The following is a 15,869-nucleotide window of genomic DNA, read 5'->3' as shown; positions in this document are numbered from 1 at the left end:
ACATTTGATGACATTTAAGAACATTAAGACGTGTTAAGCGGCTCGTGCGGTTCGCCGCGCCCGGCATGATGGTCTGCTATCTCATGCCACTCTCCTTTCCTTTGCTGCGCGGCTCCGCGAGCGCGTCCGCTGCGCTTCGCGCCAGCAAAACAGCGCCTCATCGAACGCATCGCCGACGCTCATCGATGAGCCGTCCGTTCGTTTCCTTGCCGATCGCAAAGTCGCCCGCATGATGGCGTTCTCCGCCGTCGCTTTGTCCTCGTGCGCGTAGATCGGAATGCGAAATTTCGCCGCGTAGCGCAGCTCGGCCGTGATGCGACGCGCATCATCGTCGTCAAAATCACCGAGCGAAGCGAAGAGCAGGTCGGCGCTTTCAAGCCGCTGCAAATTCGCCTCCCGCCATGCCGTGCGCTCGGCTTCGTTTAATCCGAAGGGCGGCTCGAACGGCCCGAGAAAAGTGAAGCGGTCGGCTTCGACGGCGTGATTCACGTCGAGCCCCTGTCGCCATGTCGGATCGCAGGGCGAACGCGGATAATCGCAAATCTCATTTGGCGGATATTCCGGCAGCTCGAAACCCGTCAGAATTTCACGCCACGACAAGAAACGCGCCGCGCTTCGCGCCCAGCGGCGCGGCTCCAATTCGCCGGTGATGAAAACTTTTGGTTTGCGGTCGCAGGCGTGAAGTGCTAAATTCACCGTGTCGTTCTTGGCTTCCCGCCTGCCGACATTTTCGAGCCCGCCGGCGCCAACCGGCGGGCTTTTTCGTTCACGTCTTCGCTGCACGGGAGTGCTCCTTTGGCACGTCGATGTGGCCGCGCAAAAGCGTAAGCACCGCATCCAATTTGTGCTCGACGCGCGCGACGCGTTCGCGCTGCGCAACCGCTTCGTCGCGAAAGGCGTGCAAGCGGTCCTGATACGCCCGCTGATGTGGATGTTTAGGCACCGCCGGCAGGTCCGCCATTTTCGCCTTCGCCCCCTTCGTCGTCATGTTTGAATCTCCTCGTTTTCCGTTCAGCGTGAATTTAGGTTTTCGCGCGGCTGCGGCAAGCGCAACCCGTTGCTTCGCCGTGGTCTACGGTTTCAAAATGTCGGCTCTTGTCGCGTGATGTCCTGCGATGGCAGGGCGCAAAATTTTTGGCGGCGGCAGCTCGTTCGTAGTCGGTCGATCGGTCGGCGCCGGCTCAAGTCGCGTCCTCACAATTCGTCACCATGTCGAGTTGGCGCCGCGTCGTCACGTCGGCTTTGATCAGCGGTTCGATCAGATGGTCGAAAAGATGCGCCACGACCGGCACGGCGACGCCGTCGCCGACAAGATCATGCGCGGCAGTGACGCCCGCCGGCAGGCGATAGCGCTCGGGGAGTCCCATGAGCCGCGCCGACTCGCGCGGCGTAAGCTTGCGGGCGAACATGCCCCGATCATCCAGGACAAGAAGCGTCTGGATTGAAGAACCGCCGCCCGCAGTGCGGAGCGCGTTGGCGAGCCCGTCGAAACGGACTTCCGCACGCTGCATGCCGTCGCGGCGCCGGAAATTGACCGCGCCGACGATCGTTTCGCCGGGAGCCCGCGCCTGCGCCGCGCTCTCGACTTTCTGGCGATGCGCCGGGCTCATCAGCCGGAGAACGCGTGCAAGGGCGGCGGGATCGCCTCTGACGGGCTCCAAGACGTCGCCCAGCTCGATTGAGCGCATGGGCGGCTCTGGCAGGCGCCACCATCGCCACTGCCGCCGTAGCGCCGCCGGAAGCCGCCCATAGGCTTCCACGAGCCCTTTTGTGTGGAACGGCGCCGCCGGTCCCGTCTGGAGGAGATCGGCGCCTATCGTCACGTCGCCAGCGCGGGCGGCGACAATGAAAAGGCGCCGGCGGGACTGCGGGACGAACTGCGCCGCGTCGATCACCATCGCGCCGACCATGTAGTCAAGATCGGCGAGCGCCTGAACGATCACCGTGAAGTCGTCGCCGCCGTTCGATGAAAGCAGCGGCTCGACATTTTCGATGCAGATGACGCTCGGCGCCCTGCCCGCCTCGGCGAGATCGCGCATCAAGTCATGAAAGCCCCAAAAGGCGCCCGAGCGCCGCGCATTCAAGCCGGCGCGGCGCCCGGCGAGCGATATGTCGACGCAAGGCGGGCTTGCCCATGCGAGGGCGGCGGGCTCCGCCGGCAAGTCCTTGGTCGTCAGGTCCGCCACGTCGGCGAGGACAAGCTCGCCGGAACCGAAATTGGCGCGATACGATGCGGCTTTTCGCTTGCAGATGTCGTTTGCGAAGACGCAGCGCATTTTGCCGCCGATGGCAAGGCGCGCCATGCCGCCGCCGCTGAAAAATTCAAAGAACGCCATGGGTCAAGCCTCGACGCGGGCTCGTCTTGGCGTTTTCGGCGCGACTTGGCGGCGCGTCGACTTCGGCGGCGTCTGTCGGGCGGGCTTCGCCTTTTGGCGAGCGGCTGTGGCGGCTGCGCCGCGCGGCGCGAAAGGCCCCTGGCCGGGCGCAGCGCCGCGTTTGATGATCGCTGCGATAAAGCGGTCGGCTTCACTTTCGCTGACGAATTTGAAGGCGCCGACGCGCACGACACGCGGCAGCCCGGCGTCGCCGCGCGCGTACCACCTCTCGACCGTCCTCGACGATCGCCATAGGCGCTTTGCGAAAGCACGAAAAGGCAGAAGATTTTCGGAAGCCACGGCTCTTTTCCTTGTCGCTTAACGCCGCGCAACGGCGGCTGTCGGGCGCTATGCTCGCAGACATAGCCGCGCCTGAAGCGATGTCAAGGTCTTCGTGATCTGCTCTACTGTATAGTCTGTGCCTTAAGAGAGTATAAGTTCAGCTTATTATTTAACAGACGACGGGATTTTATTACAAATGAGGCGATGAATTTCTACAAAGTGAGGCGTGTTCTTGTTACTAAATAATGCGCGCACTTGTTGCAAACGGTGAAAGCGTTTTGTCGCAAAGTCTGACAGGCTCTTATCGCTAAGCGGAGCGTTCGGGCTTCAGCAAGACGCGGTTCGATTTTTAACGCTTTGGGAAGTCGATGATTTTCTTTTCGTTCGCGCCGGAAACGATCCGCTCGATATGGGCGTTCCATCGATTGAGCGCCTCGCGTTTTTCATCGGCGAAGCTGTGCCGCTGATAAACGCCGACGATGCCGCCGAACGATCCGCTGACGTGGTTTAGGATTTTTTCGATGACCGGCAAATTGACGTCGAGCGCCGCCATGCCGGAAGCGCATGTGCGTCGAATGTCGTGCAAGCGCCACGGCGCCAGCGGCTTGCCGTCGTTAAGGCGAGCGACGGCGCTATCGAGATTCTTTTTGAACCGGCTGAAGCCGCTGACTGGCGTCGCGCCGGTCGTCGAGAAGACGAGATCGCGATTGGCGATGCGCGGCAGCGCGTCGAGAATCGCCAGCATCTGCGCCGTCAGCGGGATTTCGTGCGCGCGGTTGTTTTTGACGCGCTCCGCCGGCAGGCGCCAGACCTTCTTGTCGAAGTCGAGTTCGCTCCAGCGCATGCCGGCGACTTCACCAAGACGCTGCCCGCTCAAAATCAGCATTTGCGTGATCGGGCCGAACGGGAAGCCGAAGCTGCCGGCGGCTTTCCAGACCAATCGCAGTTCGGCGTCGTCAAGAACACGATCGCGCGTCCGTTCAACGTTCGGACGATCGATTTCTTCGACCGGATTGTGCTCGACCATGCCGCGCGAGCGCGCCCATTTGAACAGCTTCGATAAATAAGCCTTCAGTCGGGCGGCTTGAACTGGCGCCCGGTCGCCGACCGTGTCGAGCATGTCGTGAATGTCAGCGCGGGAAATCTCGCCAAGGCGCTTACCCTTCCAGCGTCCGGCGACTTCCCGCTCCAACACGCGCGCCACGGCAGCGCCCGTGCGCAGACCGGAGAGGTGGCGTTTCGCGAACAGCGCGACGACATGCCCAACCTCGTCATGACGCCCCTGCTCCGCCTCGCGCTTTGCCGTCCGCGCGGCTTCTCGCGCCTCGCGGCGGGCTTGCGTCTTGGCGCTGGCGGGATCGATGGCGGACGGGTCGCGGCGCGCCTTGGCTAGGTCGGCGAGCGCCGCATGCGCGCGGGCGCGGACGTCGGCAAGCCCGGTCGCCGGATCGAACCGCCCGATGGTCAGCTTTTTCTTGGCGCCTGCGAACCTGTAGCGCAGCACATAGCTGAACGCGCCGCTAGGGCTCACGACGACGTAGGCGCCGGTGATGCCGGGATCGCGAATCTCGTAGGGCTTGATGCGCGGCTTTAGCGCCAGAACGGCTTTCGTGGTGAGCGGCTTTCCCATAATCGGCAGCTCCAAAAGTGGGCGGCAGAGGTGGGCGTTTGCGGCTGTCTGTCCGTGTCGCGCCCTGTCCTTTAATGTCGCCATCATTTGGAGAAATACAAGAGAAATGCAGGGATTGCCGGCGGGTTGGTGTCGGGCGCTGTCGGGAGGTGTCGCAGCATGGCGGGCGACTCTTAATCAGCGGGTCCAAGGTTCGAGCCCTTGTGCGCCCACCAATTAAATCAAAGATATAGAGCCTTCACAATTGGCTCGCAGTTCGGCTTGGTGACCATATGGTGACCAACCGATTGCGCTGAATTTTTTTGGGGATGCTCGCCTCCCGTCGGCGCCGCATACCTCAACAGGTGAGCCCGCGAGGCACGAGAGTGAGAGCGGGGTCGGGTTTCCATGACGGGTTGAGGACCGGGAGAGAGTTTCCCGGCGCCCGTCATGGAGACGGACCATGACTCAGGTGGAATTTCTGGACGACGCGCGTGGACACGACGGCGGCTACAAGGTGGATGCGAGCCGCGGCGCGCGGATTGGACGCGTGTCCTCTGAATGGTTCTCGCGGCTCGCGGATGAGCGGTATCTGTCGCTGTCGGAGCTGTTCGCGGCCGTGCACGGCCGGACCGAGCGCAGCCGAACGCGCACGGTAGATAGCGCTGCGATCCGCGTCGAAGCCAGACGCGACGATTCCGATAAGCTTGCGCTCTTCCGCGACCTGCCCGACCTTCAAACCGAATGGCCGCAACAGCCCGCGGATCATATTCTCCAGATCGATCGCCTGGCCGAGCATCGCCTTGCGGCCGGCGAGCAGCATGCGCAGCGCCTGCGCCTCGCGCGACTTGACATGCACGGCACGGAACCAGCCGGCGCGCATCATCTGCGCCAGCCCGCGCGCGTCGTTGCGGTCGGTCTTGTTCAGCATGGCGCTCATCGCCGCCTTGGCGTGGCGCGTTTCGACGCACACCACCGGCAGACCCTTCTCGTCAAGCGCGGCGAACAGCCAGGCGCTGAACGAAAACGCCTCCAGACCGACGCGCTTGAGACGCACGCCCCATTCGGCGAGGAACAATTCGATCGCGTCCGGATCGCTCGGCAGCTTCGCCTCCCGAACGACCGTTCCCTCGCCGTTCACCACGCATACGCTCGTCGCCTCGAGCGACACGTCGAGACCTACGTAAAATTCCATCTCTCGCCTCCTTCGTCGATCGTCGAGGCGCATTTCGCGCGCCAAAACCGAATCGCCTCACGAAGGCATCATCCCCACAACAACACGGCCGCCGGACGTCCATACGTCATTACCCCGGCTAACATTGAATCCTTCGGATTCATTCTAACGGACCACGCCGCAATCCACCATGTGGATGATCGCGGCAAAGCTTTGCCGGAAAGAGGTGACGGGCAGAGCCGTCGATCCGCGTTCGTCGTCATTTGTCGGCGTCCCAAGGCCACGGTCCGAGACCGCGCGCCTGCGCAAAAGCGGCCCATCGAGAGAACTCGCTCCATCGTCGATCCATACGTCGCAAGTAACTCGGAGAGTTCTGCACCTTGCCGAGGCGCCATGACCCCGCTCACCGAAGTGGAGCTCTATTTTCAAAGGCAAGATCGAGCGCTGGATTCGTTTCGGCGCGCCCGTGAATGAACGCACGCTCGACCGTCGGCGACGCATCGCTTACTTCGCGCCGGGATCGATTTTCGCATTCGTCCGCTGGGCGTCGAACGGTTACGGGACGCTTGTTTCGCGCATCGATATTCTGCGCGCCTGCAGATCGATCGAGCCCTATTCCATTGTCCCCGCCGTCAAGCCCGGCGCTGAAATTCTTCTGCGAGCGGCAGGCTGGGACAAAGTTCAGCGGGTTCTGCGCGCCATCGATTCCGTCGAGTCGCTTGGCTTTGCGTCGCAAGATATCTGCCCGGATCATTGGCGACATATCCACAATCGACTGGCTGCAGGCCTGCCGCCGCGGCCCTATACGCGAGAACGCTATCAAGCCTGGCTCCTGCGCGCGAGGGTCAATTCCAAGTGATCAGACCCGTCGTTCTCACCCTGCTCGCAAGCTGCGCCGTCGCATCAACATTCGTGACGAAGCCCGATCCGCTGCTGGTTTGGAACGCCTCGGCCAGCGTCCCCATAGGTCTCTATTCCGTGCAGCCTATAGGCAAACTCGCCGTCACCGATCTTGTCGTCGCGCGACCGCCGGAAGCCCTACAAGGTTGGCTTGCTGAGCGTCATTACCTCGCCCATGGCGTGCTGCTGATCAAGCGCGTCGCCGCATTGCCCGGCCAGCGAGTCTGCCGCAACGGGCGCACCGTGACCGTCGACGGAATTGCCATGGCGACGGCGCAGGAACGCGACCACGTCGGGCGACCGCTGCCTACTTGGAGCGGCTGCCTTTCGGTGGCTTCAGGCCAGGTCTTTCTCCTCAACTGGGATGAACCCTCGTCGCTCGACGGACGATACTTCGGGACCATTCCTTCCGAAGAATTGATTGGACGCGCAGTCCCACTTTGGACGTGGGAGTGACGCGAATGGCGCCAAAGAAAATTCGAGCGCTCTCCAGAAGACGTTGCCGGCGATTGGCGATTCGGGCGGCTATGCTCGCCTATGTGACAACATTTGCCGCGACTTCCCCTTCGAAGGCGCGCGCCGCCGAGATCGCCAAATGCGCGCGAGATTCGATTGAGACATCGGCGGAAGCCATCGCCAGTGCGACTGACGAGGCGTCACGCCGCTTCAATATCCCGCCTCAATGGATTCGCGCCGTAATGCGCGCTGAAAGTCATGACGACGCATGTGCCGTTTCCGGAAAGGGCGCAATCGGTCTGATGCAGATCATGCCAGCGACATACGATGAGTTACGCCTCAAGCACGCTCTTGGACCAGATCCATTCAATCCAGGCGACAACATTTTAGCGGGCGCGGCCTATCTATCCAAGATGTTCGAGCGTTATGGCGAAGGCGGTTTTCTCGCCGCCTATAATGCCGGTCCACAGCGCTATGAACAATATTTGCGTGGAAGCCAGTTGCCCGCCGAGACCACGGATTACGTTGCGGAACTCGCGTCGAAACTCGGACTCGAACGGCTTCCGGCGACGCAAATCTCAGCCTTCCCTGGCATCAGTAAATCATCAATCTTCGTCGCTCTAACCGAACCGAACCCCACGGGCGAGATTACTGAAGATGGCGTCGCGAACGGCGAGTCAAAAAGCGGGAAAGCCGTCCCCCATCCTCTTTTCCCGGCGCAGCGCGAGGACACGATATTTGCGCGAATTTTGCTTTCGGACGTGCGCTCGATTGCAAGTTTGCGCGCGATACAACGTCCACCGGCAGACATTTTTGTTGGTCGCAGCGCTCGATGACCGCTTTCTCACTCTATCGTACGTTAGCGCAGCCTCTCGCGCCTTTATGCGCGAGCGTCGCGGAGGGAGCGCGAGCGACCGACCTATGGCAAGATACAAGGCTCGGCACTGCCGCCGTGCGAGCCCTTGCTGCGCAGGGCTTTCGCGCGTGCCGGTCGGATGGGCGAGGTGCCGTCAAAGCAGCGATCTCTCGGCATCCCATCACATTCGATGGCACTAGCGCGAAGGCGAAGGCGTCGTGAGCGATAGCGGCGACGATCTACGCGTCCGTCCTGGACGCATTCGCCAAAGTCGATGCAGGCGCGCGGGTTGTGAGGCGGATGTCATCATTGCCGGCGGTCAGAGCGGCGCGTCGACGAGGCCGGACATTTGACCGCACTGTGCCTGCTGGGGCCGGAAGCGAAATGCGCCTTGCAAAGAGGACCGTTCCACATATGAGCGAGAGGGTGTAACGTGACATAAGCGATGCGCTTTGATCGAAAACCGCACCGGGAAGCGTAAGCTTCCTTATGAACGGGGGAGAGGCAGCAAAACCACAGTAGGAGCTGAGACGATGCCTTCTTGCCGATTTTTCCCGCATATCATTATGGCGTCTCTGGCGCTAGTTTTTGCGTCCGCTCCCGCCCTCGCCGAAAAACGCGTAGCACTGGTCATCGGCAACGGCGCCTACCAATCCGTCGCCGGCTTGCCCAATCCACCACGCGACGCCGAGGCCATAGCCGGACTGTTCCGCGCCGCCGGCTTCGACGACGTGAAGGTCGAAACCGATGTCGGCGTCGCGGCGATGCGCCGGGTCTTGCGGGCCTTCGCCGACAAAGCGGCCGAGGCCGACATTGCTGTCGTGTTCTTCGCCGGCCATGGCGTCGAGATCGGCGGTCGCAATTATCTCATGCCGGTGGACGCTGCGTTGAGGACTGATCTCGACGTGCAGGACGAAGCGATCGATCTCGACCGCGTACTGCAATTGTTGGATCGGGTGAAACGACTCAAACTGGTGATCCTTGACGCCTGCCGCGAGAATCCCTTCGCCGCACGCATGAAGCTGACGAGCGTGTCTCGGTCGGTGGGACGCGGCCTCGCGCCGCCGGAGCCGCAGACAAGCAACACGCTGGTAGCCTATGCGGCGCGGGCGGGCGCCATCGCGGCGGACGGCGACGCGCGCAACAGTCCGTTCACCACGGCCCTGCTCCATCATCTGACTAAGCCCGGCCTTGATATGTAAGCATCCGGCGTGGGCCGCAGGGGATGATCTCGCGCTACGTCAGACGCCGGGGCGGGACTTCAAGTCTTTGTGGATTTCGATGAGCTCGACGAGAGTTTCGATGCCGAAGTCGGTGAATGCGAGAACACCGTCGTCCCCGACGCCATAGACCCAGACGACGCCGTCCTCCGTATCCATTTCGAGAGCGACATCGTGAATGAAGTCGACGCTTTCACCGAGGCGTGCGGCGACGCGCTCGACGGTCGAGACATGAGAGACCTTGTTGACGTGCATGCTGAGGCCGCCAGCGCCGACGCACGCGGAGCCGCCAATCGCCAGTTCCACGGCAGCAACTCGTCCAGCCGGTGAGCGGGATGCGCGGCGATACGCGAGAGGACGTCGGCGAGCCAGGTCTGCGGATCGACGCCATTCATCTTCGCCGTGACGATGAGGCTGTACATGGCGGCCGCACGCTGGCCCCCGCGATCTGAACCGCAGAACAACCAGCACTTCCGACCAAGCGCAATTCCGCGGAGCCCACGCTCGGCGGCATTATTGGAGAGGCAAACGCGCCCGTCTTCGAGGAACAGTGTGAAGGCTGGCCAGCGCTTCAGCATGTATTGCATCGCTTTGGCGAGGTCGTGTCCGCGTGAGAGTTTCGCGACTTGCTCTCGCATGTAAGTCCGGAGCGCGTCGACCAGCGGCCGGCTCTCGTTACGACGAACAGCAAGCCGTTCCTCGGGGCTCTTGCCGTTGATCGATCTCTCGATGGCGAACAGCACGTCGATGCGACGCACGATTCCCATAGCGATTGGCGAGAGGGGCATTTCCTTCTTCCCGGCTGCCTTGCGACGCGCGTTCGCCTCGATGTCGGCCATGACGAAGAAGGGCCGTCGCGCATGGCTCCAGCACGCCGCCTCGTGGATCGGGCCGGGCACACGCCCCGCCAGATACAGCCGGTTGTAGCCGTCATAGGCGTCCGCTTGCAGGATGCCCGAGTATCCCGCCAGATGGCCCTGCGGATGTTCGCCGCGCCGATCGCGCGAGTAATAGAACATCGCCGCCGGCGGCCCGGCGCCGCCGAAGGGCGCGTCGTCGCGGACATAGACCCAGCACCGGCCCGTGTCCGTCTTGCCCTTCGCCAAGACGGGAACCGTAGTGTCATCCCCATGCAGCCGTTCGGCAGCGAGGATATGCGCCTCGACGAGACGCCGCAGCGGCTCGAGCGCCGCACAGACGGAGCCGACTGCGTCGGCCATGGTCGACAGCGCGATCGGCGCTCCCTCGAGCGCATGGCGCTCGGCCTGCCGGTTCAGCGGCTGATGCTGGCCGAACTTCTCGAACACGATCATCGCTAGCAGGCTCGGACCCGCCCAGCCGCGCGCGACGACATGGAATGGCGCTGGCGCCTGCGTGATCTTCTCGCAGTCGCGGCAAGTAACTTCTCCCGCACGGTCTCGATGACTTTCCACTGGCGCGGTGTCGTCTCCAGCGTCCGCGTTACATCCTCGCCGAGCTTGCGCAGGCGCGAACCACCGCAGCAGGCGCAGGCTTTCGGCGCCTCGATCACGACGCGCTCGCGCGGCAGATGGTCGGGGAAGGTGTCGCGCTCCTACCGCTTGCGCTCGAAGTCAGCGACCGTCGTCGTTTTGGCGACAGCGCGCTCCGCGGCGAGTTCGTCTTCCGTCGCGCTCGTTTCCAGCTCTTCGAGTTCGAGCGACAACTGATCGAGCAGCCTCGCCGACCGCTCCGACTTCTGCCCGTAGATCTGGCGCTGCAATTTGGCGATCTGGAGCTCTTGCGCGGCGATCAGCGCCATGTCTTCCGACGCCTTCGCCCGCGCGACGGCGAGTTCCGCCTTCAGCGCGGCGTTTTCATCGACAAGAGCGGCGGCGTCCATGACCTGAAGTGAATCACGAATCCAGCGATTCGAGGCGCCCCAAAATGCCCCCGTCCCCGGATTTCTCGCGCCTCACCCCGCGCTTTGCGGCCTGTAGGTGAGTTGCGGATTTCGCCAGTCGATCCCCTCGAGCATATAGGCCATCTGCCCGGCCTAGATCGACACCGCGCCCGCGCTCGCCGCAGGCCAGATGAACTTTCCGCGGTCGAGGCGCTTGGCGTAGAGCGACAGGCCGATCCCGTCATGCCAGAGGATTTTGGCGAGATCGCCGCGGCGCCCGCGGAAGATGTAGAGATCGCCCGCATGCGGGTCGCGCTTCAACTGCTCTTGCACCTGAAGGGCAAGACCATGCATGCCGCGTCGCATGTCGGTGTGGCCGGTCGCGATCCAGACCCGGCAGCCCGCCGCTGGCAGCGGGATCATCGCCGCAGCGCCTTCACGACCCGCGACAGCGCTGCTGTTTTGACATCGGACCACACGATGATCCGATCCCCCTCGGCGAGCACGATCTCCATCTGGCCGGTCGACCCTGGAGCGGAATATTCCGTCGGCGTGTCCGGCGTGATCGTCACGGGCAGAATCGGCGCGAGTTCCTGCAGCGCGGTCGGCTCGACGCCAAACTGCCGCCGCCAGGTGAAGAGCTGGTTGGCGTTGAGGTCGTACCGTCGCGCGACTTCGGCGATCAAAGCCCCATCCTCAAGGCTCTCGTCGATGATTCGGCGCTTCTCCTCCAGAGCCCATGATCGACGCTTGCGCCTGAGCGCCGCCGGATCGTCATTGTTGCTCGACATCGGCGATAGTGTCCGCTTGTAATTGAAATGGACACGATCATCGCGCCACCGTCAGGCAGCTATCTCGAAAACCCGGATCAACGCCAGGCGGCCCTCGACGGAGGGATACCGATACCTTGAAATTCGCATCGCGCTCGGTGAAGTGCATGACGAAGTGTTGAGGGCGACCGGCGGGAAACAGGAGCCGTTCCATTACGGCGCGCTAGGCGGTGGGACGCTGGCGCTAGCGCCCGATGTTTCAGCCATGGTTTCTTTAGAAGGTGCACAACAACAAGCCGATTTCGAAGTGGCGATGCAGCGAAACACGGTGGAGATTCTAAGCGCGTTTCTTCTTACTTATCCACGTGGTCCCTTGGCTGACATTGTCCGGCGGCGGCGAGATAGATTGCTGCAAGAGCAAAGCATGGCCGCGACGCCCGTTGCCCCACCTGTGCCGTTAACAAAGCAGTCTCAAGGTCCGATTGCAGCTAATCTGATTGCGGTGCAGCCCAACTGGACGAAGGTTTGTGGCGCCGATCCCAAAGCCATCTCGGGCCTGCTTACCCTCGCCGATGTCGCACGACGCGATGCGCGCTTCTCCAAACTCGAATATGACGCGCTCGAGTCCACCGCCCATGAACTTATCGGCCCTTTCGTCCTGACGCTCAACGAATGGCGCGTAGAAGATCACGATCTAGGCAAAGGAATAAGCGTCACGCCGCCGACCCAATCCAACTCCTTCGGAAAAGCCGGCCGCAACGATCCGTGCCCATGCGGATAAGGCAAAAAATACAAAAAATGTTGCGGCCTCAACTGATCCGCGGTCGTCCGATCACGCTTACTATCAAACACCGTGACTCTAGTCGCCACTGGATGAAAGTTCAGGGGCAGGTCACCTATCCCAAACCGCGCCGCGGCATGGCGCGCAGGCAAACCCGCCAACGCGGCGTCAATCGCGCGATCACGCAAATCCTGGCTGTAGGCCCGCGCCATTTTCGCCTCCATCGCTATCGCGACGAAGGATTCATGCTCGAGCCGATTCGGGAATCCCTTCAGAATCGGAAAATCACAAACGCGCTCTAATCTTCAAATCGCGCTTGGATTGGCTGTTCAAGCCGGCTCCGCCGCTCCTCAAGGTAGCGTAGCGCCCCAGTCAATTTAACGGGCCGCTCATGCGACGACGCAGAGGGCTCAGCTCAGCCATCTGGAATCTCCTGTCTGAAGGCGGGTGGCGACACCCGAATCCTCTCAGACAGGAGACCATTTTCGCGCGACCTAGCTGCTGCCGCCGCGAGGCGGCTTCGTTCATCCTTCCGTTCACTCAAACAAGAAACCGCTTAATGGTCCTGTCTGCAGTGTGTGAGGGCCTCCGTGATGGTCGTCGGAATTTTCTGACCGGTCTGATTGACCAAGCCGGCGGAGCCTCCGACCGCAATGATCACGCCGGTCGACACCACATGCTTGAACGACAGCGCGTCGTCTATGGAAAACGCATATGCGCTCGACTCGAGCCCGCCAGAGCTCGCAGGGCTATGGATAAAGGCGGTATAGGGATTGAACAGGTACTTCGGGTTGGCTTTGATTGTCGGATCCAAGTAGTTGTATTGCAGCTCGCAATATTCGCGCTGGCGCGTCGCGAAATTCGGCTGAAGCACAAGATCTTTTCCCGTACAGCCTTTGTAGTCGACCGGGACCCAGCCATAAACTGCGCGCGCCAACTGCCAAGTGGGAACATCGCCCTTACCACTACAATTTGCCGTGTAGCTGGCGAGGAACAAGTCTCTCAAGGCTCTTATGCGAACACAGGTCTGACTGTTGTCCAACGGGCTCGGTTTCAGACAGAGATCCCACAAGTCCACTACTTTTTTCCCTGTGCTTCCCAAAGCAGGCGGATCCACGTACGGCGGCACAGTGGGCGGGCTACATTTGTGATCCTTATAAACCGTTGCCCAGTTAGAAGGATTGGAGCTCAAGATCGGCGGTATCGGTGGGTTTGCGCCGTCCGCGCCTGGAGCGCCCTGATACGATTCCGTCAGCAAATTATACGTGCCGGGAATTTTCGGCAGTTGGTACGCAGGAAAATTGTAGGATGAGGTGAAGGGAACGCTGACCGAGCACGCACGAGAGACGCTCGACGGAAATCCTACGTGCTCTACGCTATCGAAATACGTGGGCACGAAGAACGGCCAGCCGGCGCCATTGCTTGAATACACGCCCAGCTTCGTTCTCAAATCCCGGACCGTCATCGCCGAGCCGACGAATTCGGGGGCGTTTCTGCCGACCGGACCCATCGCGACTGACAGGAAGACAGAGTCTAGAGAGGAAACATTGTAGTTTACCCACTGGTTCTCCATATTCGTGCGCGTTGGCGGACTCAGCTTGTTATTGAGCGGCGGCCCCAGCGCCGATCCCATGGTGTATTCCTGCAGCTGGAACGGAATTCCATCCGGCGGATTTATCGCCGCTTCCTTCAGGACGACGGAGCACGGGGCATTGTCCGAGGAAACACACTTGAAAAGGTTCGTGCCGACAGTTGTGACATCGGGCTGAGGAAGTCCTCCTCCCGGCTGCGGCGTGGGAACATCCAAGTTGTTTGTCCATTTCGCCGAATTATAGGCTGCGGCGGTATCGAAGATATACATGCGATTGGCGTTCCACCAGTCGATGTACTGATCGGGATCTAGTCCCAGTCTGCCGGCTGAAATCTGCTTGAGCTGGGAATAAAAGGGAACAGTGACCTCAACATAGTAGGGATCTCTTCTTCCTGCCCCCTTCGGCGGGATTCCCTTGCTGGCGTTGTTGATTTCGATATACGCTCGGTAAAGTCTGGTTGTTTTGAAGTTTCTGCTCGAATTCCAAAGTGGAACGGTTGGCGACCCGATGTTTACCCAATCGTCCACCCCGCATTGGGCCTGCATCCATAAGTCAGCCTCGGTTTGCTTCTTATTTGCGAAAATCGGGGATTGTATGAACAGTTGGAGAGTGCTGTCCGTGTTATTGACAATTCTAATTGTTTTGGTCGGCGCCGGCGACGGACAGGCGGCAGGCGTCGCTTCGGCGGCGTAGGTGAATGCGCCTAGAAACAAGGGCGAGAGGAGCGAGGGAAAAAGAACGGCGCGCGCCGACCTTTGGCGAATGGACCTCATGAGAGCTTCTCCAATTTCTGGTCAATCAGAATTCCCGTCCGGCGGACGGGCGCTTTGCGTGACGGTCAAAACCTGGCGATAACGGCGGCCACGCCCCAATCGAAGTGGTAGTTGACGCCGACGCGCGCGATGACGCCGTCGTATCTCACCCGCGTCGCCAAGCTGTTGGCGAAGAGGAGGGCGCCTGGGGCGGCGCCGACAGCCAGATTCGTGCCGTCCGGATCCACGGCTCCCATCACGCCCGACGCGAAGCTCGCGGAGCCGAGGTCATAATACAGAGCCTCGACCTTCAGGCTCGCGTTCGGCGTGAACATCCACTCGCCGCCGCCGCCGGCCGTCCAGCCCACACGCGTGTCGGCGTAGCGGCCGCCGCCGCCGAAGGTCGGAAAAATAGTCGGAAGGTTGTCGGAGAAGGCGAGCGAGTGTGCGGCGTTCGCATGGACGCCGCCATAAGCGAGACCGCCCGTCCCATAGGCCAGCAGGCTCGGCGTCACCAGATAGCCGAGACGGCCACGAACAGTGCCGAGCCAGTCAACTCCGGCCGTGACGACGCCCCCGCCGGTGGCCAGGTTGTTGAGTCCGGAGAGATCGGGCCCAAACTGCACAATCCCGAGCTGACCGCCCGTCCCCCGGATTGCCGAGCCTTGAATGTCGGCCTCCAATCCCGCTACGACGCTCGGGCCCCACTGATAATTATAGCCGATCTGGCCGCCGCCGATGAAGCCTGACTGATTGACGGTCGCAACGCCGGCGTTGGCCGCCGCAGTGTAGCCGACCGGGGTTCCCCAGAAGGGATCGCTCGCGAGAGTGTCGTAGACAGGCGCGGCTCCTGTCGTAACCGCATTCGACGTTCCCCAACCGTAGCCAGCATTCAAGCCCGCGTAAAAGCCGGTCCAGATCGGCGGCGCGAACGCAACTGCGGGCGCAGCGGCCGTCCACCCGTTAAAGTGATAGTTGACGCCGACGCGCGCGATGACGCCGTCGTATCTCACCCGCGTCGCCAAGCTGTTGGCGAAGAGGAGGGCGCCTGGGGCGGCGCCGACAGCCAGATTCGTGCCGTCCGGATCCACGGCTCCCATCACGCCCGACGCGAAGCTCGCGGAGCCGAGGTCATAGTACAGAGCCTCCGCCTTCAGACTCCAGTTCGGCGCAAACATCCACTCGCCGCCGCCGCCGGCCGTCCAGCCCACACGCGTGTCGGCGTAGCGGCCGCCGCCGCC

15 protein-coding genes and 4 pseudogenes are annotated in these 15,869 nt (G+C 61.9%); 7 read left to right on the top strand and 12 right to left on the bottom strand.

Annotation, left to right across the window (positions count from 1 at the left end):
* Positions 1-81: 81 nt before the first annotated feature.
* The 5 genes from IYW40_RS04645 to IYW40_RS04625 all read right to left on the bottom strand — a co-directional run bounded on the left by IYW40_RS04645 (position 82) and on the right by IYW40_RS04625 (position 4,287).
* Positions 82-783 carry a hypothetical protein gene (locus tag IYW40_RS04645; protein WP_196399597.1) on the bottom strand — a complete coding sequence of 234 codons (702 nt, stop codon included), beginning with the start codon at positions 781-783 and terminating at the stop codon, positions 82-84.
* The gene (locus IYW40_RS04640) at positions 767-988 is read right to left on the bottom strand and encodes a hypothetical protein (RefSeq protein WP_196399596.1); all 222 of its coding nucleotides are present in this window, start codon (positions 986-988) and stop codon (positions 767-769) included. The genes IYW40_RS04645 and IYW40_RS04640 overlap by 17 nt, the downstream gene beginning before the upstream one ends.
* 193 nt (positions 989-1,181) lie before the next feature.
* Positions 1,182-2,336, bottom strand: a complete 1,155-nt coding sequence (locus IYW40_RS04635; protein ID WP_196399595.1) for a DNA cytosine methyltransferase — start codon at positions 2,334-2,336, stop codon at positions 1,182-1,184.
* A 3-nt stretch (positions 2,337-2,339) separates the two neighbouring features.
* Positions 2,340-2,675: a hypothetical protein gene (locus IYW40_RS04630; RefSeq protein ID WP_196399594.1), complete on the bottom strand. Its 336-nt coding sequence runs from the start codon at positions 2,673-2,675 to the stop codon at positions 2,340-2,342.
* 331 nt (positions 2,676-3,006) lie between these two features.
* Positions 3,007-4,287 carry a site-specific integrase gene (locus tag IYW40_RS04625; RefSeq protein ID WP_196399593.1) on the bottom strand — a complete coding sequence of 427 codons (1,281 nt, stop codon included), beginning with the start codon at positions 4,285-4,287 and terminating at the stop codon, positions 3,007-3,009.
* A 442-nt stretch (positions 4,288-4,729) separates the two neighbouring features.
* On the opposite strand from IYW40_RS04625, the pseudogene IYW40_RS21660 reads away from it, so the two are divergent.
* Positions 4,730-4,981 (top strand): annotated as a pseudogene (locus tag IYW40_RS21660) (DUF932 domain-containing protein); the annotation flags it as partial.
* 45 nt (positions 4,982-5,026) lie between these two features.
* Here the strand turns inward: IYW40_RS21660 and IYW40_RS21655 are convergent.
* Positions 5,027-5,461, bottom strand: a pseudogene (locus tag IYW40_RS21655) (transposase); the annotation flags it as partial.
* 372 nt (positions 5,462-5,833) lie between these two features.
* Between IYW40_RS21655 and IYW40_RS04615 the strand changes: the two are divergent.
* The 4 genes and pseudogenes from IYW40_RS04615 (at position 5,834) to IYW40_RS04600 (ending at position 8,854) form a co-directional block, all read left to right on the top strand.
* Positions 5,834-6,299 (top strand): annotated as a pseudogene (locus IYW40_RS04615) (DUF2840 domain-containing protein).
* Positions 6,296-6,796 carry a S26 family signal peptidase gene (locus IYW40_RS04610; protein WP_196399591.1) on the top strand — a complete coding sequence of 167 codons (501 nt, stop codon included), beginning with the start codon at positions 6,296-6,298 and terminating at the stop codon, positions 6,794-6,796. Before IYW40_RS04615 ends, IYW40_RS04610 begins: the two are co-directional and overlap by 4 nt.
* A gap of 5 nt (positions 6,797-6,801) precedes the next feature.
* Entirely contained in the window at positions 6,802-7,632 is an 831-nt protein-coding gene (locus tag IYW40_RS04605; protein WP_348644229.1) for a lytic transglycosylase domain-containing protein, read from the top strand.
* A gap of 553 nt (positions 7,633-8,185) precedes the next feature.
* Positions 8,186-8,854 (top strand): caspase family protein, encoded by a 669-nt coding sequence (locus tag IYW40_RS04600; RefSeq protein ID WP_196399589.1) that lies wholly within the window; start codon positions 8,186-8,188, stop codon positions 8,852-8,854.
* A gap of 39 nt (positions 8,855-8,893) precedes the next feature.
* Here the strand turns inward: IYW40_RS04600 and IYW40_RS21650 are convergent, their stop codons facing one another.
* The 4 genes and pseudogenes from IYW40_RS21650 to IYW40_RS04585 form a co-directional block, all read right to left on the bottom strand.
* A complete protein-coding gene (locus IYW40_RS21650; RefSeq protein WP_246720640.1) occupies positions 8,894-9,127 on the bottom strand; it encodes a hypothetical protein in 234 nt (77 codons plus the stop codon).
* 38 nt (positions 9,128-9,165) lie between these two features.
* A pseudogene (locus tag IYW40_RS04595) lies at positions 9,166-10,733 on the bottom strand (IS66 family transposase); the annotation flags it as partial.
* Between the two features lie 153 nt (positions 10,734-10,886).
* Positions 10,887-11,156 (bottom strand): IS66 family insertion sequence element accessory protein TnpB, encoded by a 270-nt coding sequence (gene tnpB / locus IYW40_RS04590; RefSeq protein WP_196399588.1) that lies wholly within the window; start codon positions 11,154-11,156, stop codon positions 10,887-10,889.
* On the bottom strand, positions 11,153-11,524 hold the full coding sequence (locus IYW40_RS04585) for a transposase (protein WP_196399587.1): 372 nt from the start codon (positions 11,522-11,524) through the stop codon (positions 11,153-11,155). Before IYW40_RS04585 ends, tnpB begins: the two co-directional genes overlap by 4 nt.
* Positions 11,525-11,546: 22 nt before the next feature.
* On the opposite strand from IYW40_RS04585, the gene IYW40_RS04580 reads away from it, so the two are divergent.
* Together IYW40_RS04580 and IYW40_RS04575 are read left to right on the top strand one after the other, a co-directional pair.
* Complete coding sequence (locus IYW40_RS04580) at positions 11,547-12,284, top strand: hypothetical protein (RefSeq protein WP_196399586.1); 738 nt, start codon at positions 11,547-11,549, stop codon at positions 12,282-12,284.
* Positions 12,275-12,586, top strand: coding sequence for a hypothetical protein (locus tag IYW40_RS04575; protein WP_196399585.1), 312 nt, complete (start codon positions 12,275-12,277; stop codon positions 12,584-12,586). The genes IYW40_RS04580 and IYW40_RS04575 overlap by 10 nt, the downstream gene beginning before the upstream one ends.
* A 254-nt stretch (positions 12,587-12,840) precedes the next feature.
* Here the strand turns inward: IYW40_RS04575 and IYW40_RS04570 are convergent, their stop codons facing one another.
* Both IYW40_RS04570 and IYW40_RS04565 read right to left on the bottom strand, forming a co-directional pair.
* A complete protein-coding gene (locus tag IYW40_RS04570) occupies positions 12,841-14,649 on the bottom strand; it encodes a hypothetical protein (protein WP_196399584.1) in 1,809 nt (602 codons plus the stop codon).
* A 65-nt stretch (positions 14,650-14,714) separates the two neighbouring features.
* A partial coding sequence (locus IYW40_RS04565; protein ID WP_196399583.1) for an outer membrane beta-barrel protein occupies positions 14,715-15,869 on the bottom strand: 1,155 nt, incomplete at its 5' end.

The organism is Methylocystis sp. H4A (assembly GCF_015709545.1).
In the GTDB taxonomy this organism is placed as follows: domain Bacteria; phylum Pseudomonadota; class Alphaproteobacteria; order Rhizobiales; family Beijerinckiaceae; genus Methylocystis; species Methylocystis silviterrae.
The sequence above is the reverse complement of the archived record's forward strand: the minus strand, read 5'-3'. Positions and strand labels throughout refer to the sequence as shown.